Origin of the sequence: Bradyrhizobium sp. 1200_D9_N1_1 (assembly GCF_052075915.1) — a bacterium.
Taxonomy (GTDB): Bacteria; Pseudomonadota; Alphaproteobacteria; order Rhizobiales; family Xanthobacteraceae; genus Bradyrhizobium; species Bradyrhizobium diazoefficiens.
The window spans coordinates 5,106,439-5,119,143 of sequence record NZ_CP197226.1 but is presented as its reverse complement, the minus strand read 5'-3'; the positions used below and the strand labels follow the sequence as shown (position 1 = coordinate 5,119,143).

The window sequence follows — 12,705 nt, the reverse complement described above, 5'->3', positions numbered from 1 at the left end:
TCCCACCTGGCCGCGGCCTCTCACCAGATCACCAGAAACGCGGGACAACATGCCGCTCCATTCCAGCATCGATCCGTCTTCGTCAGACTTTGCGCGCAATTCCGAGGCCATGCGCTCCCTCGTCGCGGACTTGCGCGAAAAGCTCAGCCAGGTTGCGGGCGGCGGCGGCGAGGCCTCGCGCAACCGCCACACCTCGCGCGGCAAGATGCTGGCGCGCGAGCGCGTTGACCTGCTGGTCGATCCCGGGACCTCGTTCCTGGAGCTGTCGCCGCTGGCGGCCTACGGCCTCTATGGCGGCGACGTGCATTCGGCGAGCGTCGTCACGGGAGTGGGGCGCATCTCGGGCCGCGAATGCGTGATCGTCGCCAACGACGCCACCATCAAGGGCGGCACCTATTATCCGATGACTGTGAAGAAGCATCTGCGCGCGCAGGACATCGCGCGGCAGAACAATCTTCCCTGCGTTTATATGGTCGATTCCGGCGGCGCCTTCCTGCCGCTCCAGGACGAGATCTTTCCGGACGAGCGCCACTTCGGCCGCATCTTCTACAACCAGGCGCAGATGTCGTCGCAAGGCATCCCGCAGGTCGCGATCGTGATGGGGTCCTGCACCGCCGGCGGCGCCTATGTGCCGGCCATGTCGGACGAGAGCATCATCGTGCGCAACCAGGGCACCATCTTCCTCGGCGGCCCGCCGCTGGTGAAGGCGGCGACCGGCGAGGTGGTGACCGCGGAGGAGCTCGGCGGCGCCGACGTGCATTCGCGGCAATCAGGTGTGACCGATCACTACGCGCAGAACGACGCCCACGCGATCGGCATCGCCCGTCGCATCGTCGGCACCCTGAAGCCGTCGAGCCGGCCGAACCTCAACATGCATCCGCCGCGCGATCCGCTGTTCGCGGCCGAGGAGATCTACGGCGTGGTGCCGGTCGATGGCCGCAAGCCGTTCGACGTGCGCGACATCATCGCGCGCGTTGTGGACGGGTCGGAATTCGACGAGTTCAAGAAACTCTACGGCACGACGCTGGTGTGCGGCTTCGCCCATATCTGGGGCTATCCGGTCGGCATCATCGCCAACAACGGCATCCTGTTCAGCGAGAGTTCGTTGAAGGGGGCGCATTTCATCGAGCTGTGCTGCCAGCGCGGCATTCCGCTGGTGTTCCTGCAGAACATCACCGGCTTCATGGTCGGCAAGAAGTACGAGGCCGGCGGCATCGCGCGCGACGGCGCCAAGCTGGTCACTGCGGTCGCGACGGCGTCGGTGCCGAAATTCACCGTGGTGATCGGCGGCTCCTATGGCGCCGGCAATTACGGCATGTGCGGCCGCGCCTACTCACCGCGCTTTCTCTGGATGTGGCCGAACGCGCGCATCTCGGTGATGGGCGGCGAGCAGGCCTCGATGGTGCTGAGCCAGGTCCGGCGCGACAATATCGAGGCCAGGGGCGATAGCTGGTCGAAGGACGAGGAAGATAAGTTCCGCGAGCCGATCCGCGCGCAGTATGAAGGCCAGGGCCATCCGTACTACGCGACCGCGCGCCTGTGGGACGACGGCGTGATCGACCCGGCCGACACCAGGCTCGTGCTCGGCCTCGGCCTCTCGGCGGCGTCGAATGCGCCGATCGAACCGACGAAATTCGGCCTGTTCAGGATGTGATGCGATGGACCGCTCAAAGCTCTACCGCCGTTTTCGCACCCTCCTGATCGCCAACCGCGGCGAGATCGCCTGCCGCGTCATTCGCACCGCCCGTGCCATGGGCCTGCGCACGGTCGCGGTCTATTCCGAGGCCGACCGTGACGCGATGCATGTCGCGCTCGCCGACGAGGCCGTGCTGCTCGGCCCCGCGCGGGCGCGTGACAGTTATCTCAATGTCGAGCGTCTGATCGAAGCCGCGCGAAAGACCGGGGCGGAGGCCGTGCATCCCGGCTACGGCTTCCTGTCGGAGAATGCCGAGTTTGCGCATGCCTGCCTCGACGCGGGGCTGGTCTTCGTGGGGCCGACCGCCGGGATGATGACGGCGATGGGCTCGAAGTCCGGCTCGAAAGCGCTGATGGAGAAGGCGGGCGTGCCGCTGGTGCCCGGCTATCACGGCGAGGCCCAGGACGAGGCGACGCTGGCGAAGGCCGCGAACCAGATCGGCTTCCCGATCCTGGTGAAAGCGTCGGCCGGCGGCGGTGGCCGCGGCATGCGGATCGTGCGCTCGGCGGCCGAGCTCGGGCCCGCGATCGTCAGCGCCAAGCGCGAGGCCAAGGCCGCGTTCGGCGACGACCGCATGCTGATCGAGAAATATGTCGACAATCCCCGCCACATCGAGGTGCAGATCATCGGCGACAGCCACGGCAATCTGCTCTCGCTGTTCGAGCGCGAATGCACGCTGCAGCGCCGGCACCAGAAGGTGATCGAGGAAGCGCCGTCGCCGACCCTCAATGCGGCACAGCGCGAGACGGTCTGCGCCGCGGCGCGGAAGGCGGCGGGCGCGGTGAACTATGTCGGCGCCGGCACCATCGAGTTCGTCTCCGACGGCAAGGACGTGTTCTTCATCGAGATGAACACGCGTCTCCAGGTCGAGCATCCCGTGACCGAGCTGATCACCGGAATCGACCTCGTCGAATGGCAGCTGCGCGTCGCCTTCGGCGAGGCGTTGCCGCTGCGGCAGGACGAGATCCGCCTCAACGGCCACGCGGTCGAGGCGCGCGTCTACGCCGAAAATCCGACCAAGAACTTCATGCCCTCGGTCGGAAAGATCTCGACCTGGCGGCTGCCCGCAGAGACCGGCGGCCTGCGCATCGACGCGGGCTATCGCGAGGGCGACAGCGTCTCGCCGTACTATGACGCGATGCTCGCAAAAATGATCGCCTGGGCACCGACCCGGGATGTCGCGATCGAGCGGCTGAACCGCGGACTGGAGGACTCCGACGTTCGCGGCATCGTCACCAATATCCCGTTCCTGTCGGCGCTGATCACGCATCAAAAAGTGCGGGCGAATGCGATCGACACCGGCTTCATCGAGCGCGAGCTGGCGGTGTTGACGCAGGCTACGCCTGCGCCCGGCGAGCTCGAGCTCTGCGCCGCGGTCGCCGCGATCGTGAACGACGAACGGCAGGCCGCGCAGGCAGAGGCGAATTCGCCCTGGCAGACGTTCGGCTGGATGCCGGTCGGCCGGCGTCAGCGCAGCTTTGCCTTCCGCGTCGGACATGGTGTCGGACATGGGCCCGAGCAGAAGATCACCCTCAACTACGGCAGCGGGCCGTCGACGCTGGTCATCGGCGAGCGCGAGCTGGCATTCGCGATCGGGCCGCGCGATGGCGGCTTCGATCTGACGCTCGACGGCGTCAAATCCCAGGTCGCCGCCGTGATCGACGGCCATGAGCTCTATTTGCGCACGCGCCACGGCCGCTTCGACCTGCATTGGGTCGATCCGTTCGGCGGCGAGACCGAGGAGCAGGCCGGCGCGGACAAGATCGCGGCACCCTTGCCGGGCACGGTCGTCGCGGTGCTGGCCGAGGAGGGCGCAACGCTGGAGAAGGGCGCGCCGATCCTCACCCTCGAAGTGATGAAGATGGAGCAGACCCTGCGGGCGCCCTATGCCGGCGTGCTGACGTCGATCAAGTGCAAGGTCGGCGACATCGTGCAGGAAGGCGTCGAGCTCGCCGTGGTCGAGCCTTCGGGAGAATGAGATGAGCGAGCCCGTCCGCATCATCGAGATGGGGCCGCGCGACGGCCTCCAGAACGAGAGGACGCCGGTGAGCGTCGAAGCCCGCATTGCCTTCGTCGAGGCGCTGGTCGCAGCCGGTCTCAACACCGTCGAGGTCGGCGCTTTCGTGTCGCCCAAGGCGATCCCGCAAATGGCAAGCTCCGATGCCGTGCTGCGCGGCGTCGGCCATATAACGGGTGCCGAATTCCACGTGCTGGTGCCGAACGAGAAGGGCTATGACGCCGCGCGCGCCGCGGGCGCGAAGGTGGTCTCCGTCTTTGCGGCGGCCTCCGAAGGCTTTTCGCGGGCCAACATCAACTGCACGGTCGCGGAGTCGATCGAACGGTTCAAGCCGGTGCTGGCGCGCGCCAAGACCGACGGCATCAAGGTGCGCGGCTACATTTCCTGCGTGCTGGGCTGTCCGTTCGACGGCGAGATCAAGCCGAAGGCGGTGGCCGATCTTGCTAGCACGCTGTGGGACCTCGGCTGCTACGAGATCTCGCTCGGCGACACCATCGGCGTCGGCACCCCGGCCAAGGCGAAGGAAATGCTGCGCGCCGTCAGCGCCGACATCCCCGCCGCCAATCTCGCGATGCACTTTCATGACACCTACGGCCAGGCGCTCGCCAACCTCTATGCCGGGCTGGAGCAGGGCGTCCGCGTCATCGATGCCGCCGCCGGCGGCCTCGGCGGCTGCCCCTACGCCCCCGGCGCGACCGGCAATGTCGCGACCGAGGATGTCGTCTACATGCTCGAAGGCATGGGCATCAGCACCGGCGTCGACATGGAGAAGCTGTTGGCGGCGACGAACGAGATGAGCGGCGTGCTGGGCAAGCCGCCCGTGAGCCGCGTGGCGTCCGCGCTGAATGCGAAGAAGAAGCGAACTACGTCCTAATTTTCGTAGGGTGGGCAAAGGCGCATAGCGCCGTGCCCACCATCTCTCCGCGATCGAATTTGGAAATGGTGGGCACGCTTTCGCTTCACCCACCCTACGAGACAACGAAACGCGCGGTCAGGCCGCCTTCAGCCCAACATCCGGCAGACGCGGCCGGCTCTTGAGCGCCTTCACCATCATGGCCTCGACCTCGGCCTTTTCCTGCGGCAGCAGGGCGAGGCGGGGCGGACGGGTCAGCACCGTGCCGCGGCCCATGATGTGCTCGCACAGCTTGATGCACTGGACGAGGTCCGGGCGCGCATCGAGATGCAAGAGCGGCATGAACCATTCGTAGAGTGGCATCGCCTCGGCATAGCGTCCCGCCTTGGCCAGGCGAAACAGTGTCTCGCCCTCGCGCGGGAAGGCGTTCGACATGCCGGAGACCCAGCCCACGGCGCCCATGGCGACGCTCTCGACGATGACGTCGTCGAGGCCTGCGAACAGCACGAAGCGGTCGCCGACCATGTTCCTTGTGTCGATGAAGCGGCGCGTGTCGCCGGAGGAATCCTTGAAGGAGACGACCGTCTCGACGTCGGCGAGCGAGGCCAGGATGTCGGGGGTGACGTCGTTCTTGTAGATCGGCGGGTTGTTGTAGAGCATCACGGGAAGGTCCGTCGCGGTGGCGACGGCGCGGAAATGCGCGGCGGTCTCGTGCGGCTTCGACGAATAGACCAGGGCCGGCATCACCATGACGCCGTCGATGCCGACACGCGCGGCTTCCTTGGCCGTCTCGACCGCGAAGGCCGTGGTGAACTCGGCGATGCCGCACAGCACGGGCACGCGCCCGGCCGCGACGGATTTCGCCGTCTCCATGATCGCGACCTTCTCCTTGCGCTCCAGCGACGTGTTCTCGCCGACGGAGCCGCAGACGATCAGGCCGGAGACGCCGTCGCGGATCAGTCCGTCCATCACCTTCGCGGTCGCGTCGATGTCGAGCGAGAGATCGTCGTGGAATTGCGTGGTGACGGCCGGGAAGACGCCTTCCCAGGAAACGCGGCGGCTCATGGTCTAACTCCAAGTAAGTTTTGCCGGCGGGGGCTGGGGCCGCCGGCTGTGGTGAAGAGGATGGCGGGCGGGATCAGAGCGTAGCGCCGACCTTGCGCAATTCGGCGAGGACCGGAGCCTTGGGCAGCCAGATCTTGTCGAACTCGGCAATGACCGCCTCGGTGTCGCCGGCCGGCACCTGGCGGATCGGGATCGGCGCGTTCTTGAAGTTCTCGATCAGTGCGGGCTCATTGCCGGCGAGCTCGTCGATCTGCGCGTCCAGCGTCGACTTGACCGTCTTGGCGATCAGCTCGCGGTCGGCTGCGGGGAGCGACTGCCAGACCCGGCCCGAGACCACTGCGGCCATCGGCATGAAGACGGCGTTCATCTGGAGGATCACCTTCGAGACCTTGTCGAAGCGCTGATTCCAGGAGAATTCGAGATCAGCCTCGAGGCCATCGACCTGGCCGTTGGCCATCGCGTCGAACACCTGCGGCGTCGGGATCGGCGTCGGCGCCGCGCCAAGCGAAGAATAGAAATCGCGATAGACCGGCGTCGGGTTGATGCGCAGCTTCATGCCCTTGATGTCGGCGAGCGAATTCAGGTCCCTGGAGGAGAACACCGCGCGCATGCCGGTGATGCCCCAGCCGAGCCCGATCGTGCCGGTCTCCTGCGGCAGCACGTCGAACAGCTTCACCGCCGCGGGATGCCGCACGAATTTCGCGACCGCCGGCGTCGAGCGGACGATGTAGGGCGCGTTGATCGCGGCGATGTGCGGGACGCGCGAGCCGAGCTCGGCGGCCTGGATGAAGCCCATGTCGAGCGCGCCGGACTGCAATTGCTGCATCATCGCGGGCTCGTTGCCGAGCTGGCCGGAGTGGAACACGGTCAGCGTCAGCCGGCCGTTGGTGGCGGCCTTGAGCTCGTCGCCGAACTTGAGCGCGGCTTTGTTCCAGGAATGGCCGTTCGGCGTGATCAGGCCGAGGCGGAATTCCTTGGCCTGGGCGAGCGCCAGCGACGGCGCGAACACCGATGCGGCTGCGCTGGCGGCGAGAAAGCGGCGACGTGAAAGCGGCATGGTCGGGCTCCTTTTGGACGGGCCTATTTGACGAGGATCAGCGAGAGCGAGGGGAAGAGCGAGAGCAGCACCAGCAGGACGCAGGAGATGACGAAGAAGGGCAGCGTCACCATGAACATCTTGCCGGGCTTGGCGCCGGTGACGGCGGCCGCGACGAAGAAGCAGAGCCCGACCGGCGGCGACAACAGGCCGAGCACCAGGTTGATCACCACGACGACGCCGAAATGCCGGGGGTCGATGTGATAGACGTCGGTTGCGACCGGCAGCAGGATCGGCACCGTCATGATCAGGCCGGGAATGCCGTCGATCACGGTGCCGATCACCAGCAGGATGACGTTGCAGATCAGCATGAAGCTGATCGGGTCCTTGGCGGCCGACTGGATCCAGCCGGCGGTCTCCTGCGGCACCTTGCCGAAGATCAGGACCCAGGAGAACACCGCGGCGGCGGCGACGAGGAACAGCACGATTGCCGAATAGATGGCACTGCGCAGCATCATCTGCGGCAGCTGGGAGAACTCGAACTCTTTGGTCCAGTATTTTCCCACCAGCGCCGCGGCGACGGCGCCGACGGCTGCGGATTCCGTTGCGTTGGCGAGGCCGCCGAGGATGGTGCCGACGATGACGATCGGGATCAGCAGGGTGGGCGACGTCCGCAGGATCGTCATGACGCGCTGGCGCGGCGTCTGATAGTCGGCGCGGGGATAATTGTAGATGTATCCCATCAGCGCGATGACGAGGCAGAACATCACGGTCAGGATGACGCCCGGCACGATTCCGGCGATCAGCATGTCGCTGACCGAGACCTGCGCGAGAACGCTGTAGACCACGAACATCACCGAGGGCGGGATGATCGGGCCGAGCATGCCGCCATAGGCGGTCAGTCCCGCCGCAAAGGTCTTGTCGTAACCCTTCTTCTCCATCTCCGGCACCATGATCTGGGCCATGATCGCGACCTGCGCGGTCGCAGATCCCAGGATCGAGGAGATGAACATGTTGGCGAGGATGTTGACGTAGGCGAGTCCGCCCTTCAGCGAGCCGACGAAGGCCATCGCCATGTCGACGATGCGGCGGGTGATGCCGCCGCCGTTCATGATCTCGCCGATCAGGATGAAGAGCGGAATGGCGATCAGGCCGTAGCTGTCGACGCCGCCGAACAGCTGGAGCGGATAGGACTGGAACAGCACCGGATTGCCGGATGCGGCGATGTAGACGAGGCCGGCGAGGCACAGGCAGAGCCCGATCGGCACGCCGACCAGCATGATCGCGACGAAGGCGGCAGACGTGATCATCAGTTGACCCCGTCGAGCTCGGAGAGCTGGAAGCCCCTCAGCGGCGTGCGCGGGACCAGCTCGAGATCTTCAAGTAGATTGGCGAGGCCGTGAATGGTCATCGACACCGCGAAGATCGGCAGCGTCAAATAGAGCACCCAGGTCGGCCAGTTCAGCGTCTGGGTGTGCTCGGTGTAGAGGAAGTTGAAGGTCTCGGCCGCGAGCTTGCGCCCGTCGAAGCCGGCGCGTGCGAGCCCGATCGGGTCCATCCAGAGCACGCAGGTGACGATCAGGGCGACGCCGAACACGACGACGAGACCGGTCGAGATCACCTTGGCGATCTTCTGGTGCTGCGGCGAAAGACGCTCCGTCAGCATCGTGACGGCGAAGTCCAGCCGCAACCGCGTCATGGCGGAGGCGCCGATGAAGGTCAGCCAGACCACGCAATAGACAGCGGATTCATCGATCCAATAGATCGGGAAATGCGAGTAGCGGGTGACGACGTTCACCAGGATCAGTGCGGTGAGCAGGTACATCAGGCCCATCAGCGCCAGACGCTCGAAGGCCAGCAGCGCGCTCGACGCCCTGATCACAATCCGCCGGGCGCTGAGCGCGCCCGTATCCGGCATCGTCCCTTCGATCATCAAAGGCCCCAATCCCCCGTCAGAATTCCCGTGCCAAGGCAAAATGTATAATTTATACATTTTGGGTGTCAAACGGAGATTGCGGTCATTTCGGCGGCAGGACGCGCTTTTGCTGGGCACCTGGTTTTGTGGGGGCTGGCTTTTGCTGGCGCCCTCAACATGCAAGAGAGGGACCGCTTTCTGCCGGACGAGTCGCGAAGAAAGACGGAAGGTCAGATGAAACAGCCTCTGAAGCATCGCACCCTGTCGGCTGCGATCGTCGACCAGCTCCGGCAGGCGATCCTCGACGGCACCTATCCGGCGGGATCGCAATTGCGCCAGGATGCGCTTGGCGATGCCTACGGCGTCAGCCGCATTCCGGTGCGCGAGGCGCTGTTCCAGCTCGAGGCCGAAGGGCTGGTGCGCATCGTTCCGCAGAAGGGCGCCATCGTCTCGGAACTGTCACTGGACGAGATCAACGACGTGTTCGACCTCCGCCGCATCCTGGAGCCGCGATTGCTGGCGCAGTCGGCGCCGCGCTTCACCGGGGAGGATTTCGCGGGGCTGGACGACATCCACAAGAGTTTCGAGAAGGCGATCAAGGCGCGCAACGTCAGCGAATGGGGCCAGCTCAACGCCGACTTCCACATGGCGCTCTACGTCCACGCCCCGCAGCCGCGCACCCGCGCGATCGTGCTGTCGCTGCTCCAGACCAGCGACCGCTACACGCGCCTCCAGCTCTCCAACACCAAGGCGATGGGCACTGCCGAGAAGGAGCACGCCCAGCTGATCGCGCTCTGCCGCGCGCAGAAGATCGATGAGGCCTGCCGGTTTTTGGAGCGGCACATCGAGGCCGTGCGAAAGGATCTGTTGCAGGTCGTGGCCGGCAGCACGATCGCGCCGAAGTCACGGCGGAAGGAGAAATCGTAGGGTGGGCAAGGGCGCATAGCGCCGTGCCCACCGTCTAGGCGTCGTACATTCTGGTGGGCACGCTACACTTTGCCCACCCTACGGAAGTTGCGATTGCCGCTACCTGCTCCCGTCCGGCCCCATCACGAGATCCGGCAGCGCGGTCGATATCCCCGGCACGAAGCACAGCAGCAGCACCGCAAGCATCATCAGCAGCACGAAGGGCAGGGTGCCCCAGATCACCTCGCTGAGGGGAATATCGGGCGCGACGTTGCGGATGACGAAGATGTTCAATCCCACAGGTGGGTGGATCAGCCCCATCTCCATCACGATGGTCATGACCACGCCGAACCAGATGATGTCGAAGTTCGCGGCGCGTAAGGGCGGCAGGATGATCGGCGCGGTCATCAGGATGATCGAGACCGGCGGCAGGAAGAAGCCGAGCACGACGACCATGACGAGGATCGCGAACAACAGGCCCCAGCGCGGCAGGTGCATCGCGACAACGGATTCGGCGACCGATTGCGAGATGTGCAGATAGCTCATCACGTAGGAATAGAGCAGCGACATGCCGATGATCATCATCAGCATGGTCGATTCCCGGATCGTCGACTTCATGATCGGCGCAAGGTCGCTCGGCCGCCACACGCTGTAGATCGCGGCGATCAGCCCCAGCGCGAGGAGCCCGCCGAGGCCGGCGGTCTCCGACGGCGTGGCATAGCCGCCATAGAGCGCGATCATGACGCCGGTGAGCAGAAGCACGAACGGGATCACACGCGGCAGCACGCTGAAACGCTCTGCCAGCGTGTACTCGTCGCGGGCGAGAATTGCGGCTTCCGGTCCGCCTTTCCTGTAGATGGCCTCAGCGGCGGCATATTCCCGGCGGAAGCGGATCACGGCATAGGTGCCGAACAGGGACACCAGCAGCAGGCCCGGCCCGATGCCGGCGAGGAAGAGACGCCCGAGTGACTTTTCCGCCGCGACCGCAAACAGGATCATGGTGATCGAGGGCGGCAGCAGGATGCCGAGCGTGCCGCCGGCGGCGATGATGCCCGCGGCAAAGCCGCCGGAATAGCCGCGCTTGCGCATCTCGGGGATGCCGGCCGAGCCGATCGCCGAGCAGGTCGCTGGGCTCGAGCCCGCCATCGCCGCGAATAGCGCGCAGGCGAACACGTTGGCGACGCCGAGCCCGCCGGGGACGCGATGCAGCCAGGCATGCAGGGCCAAATAGAGATCCTGGCCGGCACGCGACTTGCCGATCGCCGCGCCCTTCAGGATGAAGAGCGGGATCGACAGCAGCGTGATCGAGGCCATTTCCTCGTAGACGTTCTGCGTCACCGTATCGAGGGAGGCCGACGGCATGTAGATGCCCATGAACACGACCGCGACCGCGCCAAGTGCGAAGGCGATCGGCATGCCCGAGAACATCACGACCAGCGTCGCAATGGCGTAAGCTAGGCCAATACCGAAAACGCTCATGGCCGCCTGGCTCCTGCGAAAGGCAGCGCAAGCTGCACGAGAATCTGGACGCAGAGCAGGCTCATGCCGAGCGCCATCAGCGAATAGGGAATGGCGAGTGGCGGCGACCACATCGAGTTCGAGACCTGGCCGTCGACATAGGCCTCATGGGCCAGCGTCCAGGATTTCCATGTGAAGAAGGCGCAGAACATGAATGTCGCGGCATCGACCAACCAGAGCCTGATCCGGTTCGCCAGCGGCGAGAGCAGGCCGACGAAAGCCTCGATGCCGATATGACCGCGGTTCTGCTGCACATAGGCGGCCGTCATGAAGGTCGCGCCGACCAACAGGAACACGGCGGCCTCGTCCTGCCAGTAATTGGCGGCCTTGAACAAGGCGCGGCTCAGCACGCTGTAGCTCAGGATGGCGCAGGCCGCGACCAGCGCGATCGCCGCGAACACGACGATCATGCTGTTGAGGATGGCGAGACCGCGATCGATCGCCGCCGCAAGGCCGGTCCTTGCGGCAGCGTTGGCCTGGTCGTCACGATCCGGAAGCGGACCGTGGCTCATGCCGCGACGTCGGTGGCGAGCTTGAGCAGGTTCGCGGCGGTCGCGGTCTTGGCGCCGTAATCCTTCCACGCGGTGTCGCGGGCGATGTCGCGCCACTTTCCGACGGTCGCGGCATCGAGCACCGAGACCTTGGCGCCGGCCTTCTCGTAGACCTTTGCGACCTCGACGTCGTCGTCCTGCGCGCCCTTGCGGCCGAAGACTTCGAGCTCGGCGCCAACTGCGAGCAGCACGTCCTGCTGGTTCTTCGGTAGCTTGTCGAAGATCGCCTTCGACATCATCAAGGGCTCGAGCATGAACCAGTAGGAAGCGCCCGCGCCCGAGGTCAGCGACTTCGCGACCTCTTCGAGCCGGAACGAGATCAGGCTGGTGGAGGAGGTGAGAGCGGCGTCGCAGGCGCCGGTCTGCATCGCCGCGTAGATTTCGTTCGAAGGCACCGACAGCACCGAGGCGCCGGCGGTCTGGAGCACCATGTCCATCTCGCGCGAGCCGCCGCGCACCTTCATGCCTTTGGCGTCTTCAGGCGCGACGATAGGCTTGGAGCGGCTGGCGAGGCCGCCGGCCTGCCACACCCAGGTGAGCAGGATGATGCCCTTGTCGGCGAGGAAGTCGGAGAGCGCCTTGCCGACCGGCTCCTTCTTCCAGCGCATGCCCTGGTCGTAGGTGGTGACGAGGCCCGGCATCAGGCCGATATTGGTCTCCGGCAATTCGCCGCCGGCGTAAGGCATCGGATAGAGCGAGATATCGAGCGCGCCCTTGCGCATCGCGGAGAACTGCGCGTTGGTCTTGATCAGCGAGGAGTTCGGATAGATTTCAGCGGCAATGTCGCCATTGCTGCGCTTGGCGACTTCGGCGGCGAACATGCGGCAGAGCCGGTCGCGGAAATCGCCCTTGTCGATGGTGCCGCCCGGGAATTGGTGCGAGATCTTCAGCGTGGTCGCGGCATGCGCGGTGCCAGTGCCGAAGCGGAGAATGGCGGGTGCCGCGACGGCGGTCGCGAGCAGGTGGCGGCGCGTGAGCATGGTGTGATTCCCTTGGACGGTTCTTGTTTGGTGTGATTTGGGTCAGGCCTTGTGAGACCGGTGCCTGGGCCCATCCTAGCCGGTCTTTCGCCCGATGTTCTCTCATCTGATAGTTCGAGACCGAATGCCGCGGCAAGTGTCGGCCGTGCTGCGCTGCACACTTCTGGT

At 65.5% G+C, this 12,705-nt stretch carries 11 protein-coding genes; 4 read left to right on the top strand and 7 right to left on the bottom strand.

All coding sequences use genetic code 11. The features are described from left to right. Positions 1-49: 49 nt before the first annotated feature. From AB5K84_RS24710 to AB5K84_RS24700, 3 genes are read left to right on the top strand one after another with little or no spacing between them, the layout of a single operon-like run. Positions 50-1,654 (top strand): carboxyl transferase domain-containing protein, encoded by a 1,605-nt coding sequence (locus tag AB5K84_RS24710; RefSeq protein ID WP_011087192.1) that lies wholly within the window; start codon positions 50-52, stop codon positions 1,652-1,654. 4 nt (positions 1,655-1,658) lie between these two features. Beyond that, entirely contained in the window at positions 1,659-3,674 is a 2,016-nt protein-coding gene (locus AB5K84_RS24705) for an acetyl/propionyl/methylcrotonyl-CoA carboxylase subunit alpha (protein ID WP_038967137.1), read from the top strand. Between the two features lies 1 nt (position 3,675). After that, positions 3,676-4,587, top strand: a complete 912-nt coding sequence (locus AB5K84_RS24700) for a hydroxymethylglutaryl-CoA lyase (protein WP_011087194.1) — start codon at positions 3,676-3,678, stop codon at positions 4,585-4,587. Between the two features lie 117 nt (positions 4,588-4,704). Here the strand turns inward: AB5K84_RS24700 and AB5K84_RS24695 are convergent, their stop codons facing one another. From AB5K84_RS24695 to AB5K84_RS24680, 4 genes are all read right to left on the bottom strand, one after another. Further along, a complete protein-coding gene (locus AB5K84_RS24695; protein ID WP_011087195.1) occupies positions 4,705-5,631 on the bottom strand; it encodes a dihydrodipicolinate synthase family protein in 927 nt (308 codons plus the stop codon). Positions 5,632-5,704: 73 nt separating this feature from the next. Next, positions 5,705-6,688, bottom strand: a complete 984-nt coding sequence (locus AB5K84_RS24690) for a TRAP transporter substrate-binding protein (protein ID WP_011087196.1) — start codon at positions 6,686-6,688, stop codon at positions 5,705-5,707. 23 nt (positions 6,689-6,711) lie between these two features. Then, positions 6,712-7,977, bottom strand: coding sequence for a TRAP transporter large permease (locus AB5K84_RS24685; RefSeq protein WP_011087197.1), 1,266 nt, complete (start codon positions 7,975-7,977; stop codon positions 6,712-6,714). After that, positions 7,977-8,585, bottom strand: coding sequence for a TRAP transporter small permease (locus AB5K84_RS24680; RefSeq protein ID WP_038967140.1), 609 nt, complete (start codon positions 8,583-8,585; stop codon positions 7,977-7,979). The genes AB5K84_RS24685 and AB5K84_RS24680 overlap by 1 nt, the downstream gene beginning before the upstream one ends. A gap of 231 nt (positions 8,586-8,816) precedes the next feature. On the opposite strand from AB5K84_RS24680, the gene AB5K84_RS24675 reads away from it, so the two are divergent. Then, positions 8,817-9,509: a GntR family transcriptional regulator gene (locus AB5K84_RS24675; protein WP_038967141.1), complete on the top strand. Its 693-nt coding sequence runs from the start codon at positions 8,817-8,819 to the stop codon at positions 9,507-9,509. A gap of 99 nt (positions 9,510-9,608) precedes the next feature. On the opposite strand, the gene AB5K84_RS24670 is transcribed toward AB5K84_RS24675, so the two are convergent. The 3 genes from AB5K84_RS24670 to AB5K84_RS24660 are packed head-to-tail and all read right to left on the bottom strand — an operon-like array spanning position 9,609 to position 12,537. Further along, positions 9,609-10,967 carry a TRAP transporter large permease gene (locus AB5K84_RS24670; RefSeq protein WP_011087200.1) on the bottom strand — a complete coding sequence of 453 codons (1,359 nt, stop codon included), beginning with the start codon at positions 10,965-10,967 and terminating at the stop codon, positions 9,609-9,611. Further along, entirely contained in the window at positions 10,964-11,518 is a 555-nt protein-coding gene (locus tag AB5K84_RS24665; RefSeq protein ID WP_011087201.1) for a TRAP transporter small permease, read from the bottom strand. The genes AB5K84_RS24670 and AB5K84_RS24665 overlap by 4 nt, the downstream gene beginning before the upstream one ends. Continuing rightward, positions 11,515-12,537 carry a TRAP transporter substrate-binding protein gene (locus tag AB5K84_RS24660; protein ID WP_011087202.1) on the bottom strand — a complete coding sequence of 341 codons (1,023 nt, stop codon included), beginning with the start codon at positions 12,535-12,537 and terminating at the stop codon, positions 11,515-11,517. Before AB5K84_RS24660 ends, AB5K84_RS24665 begins: the two co-directional genes overlap by 4 nt. Between the last annotated feature and the right edge of the window lie 168 nt (positions 12,538-12,705).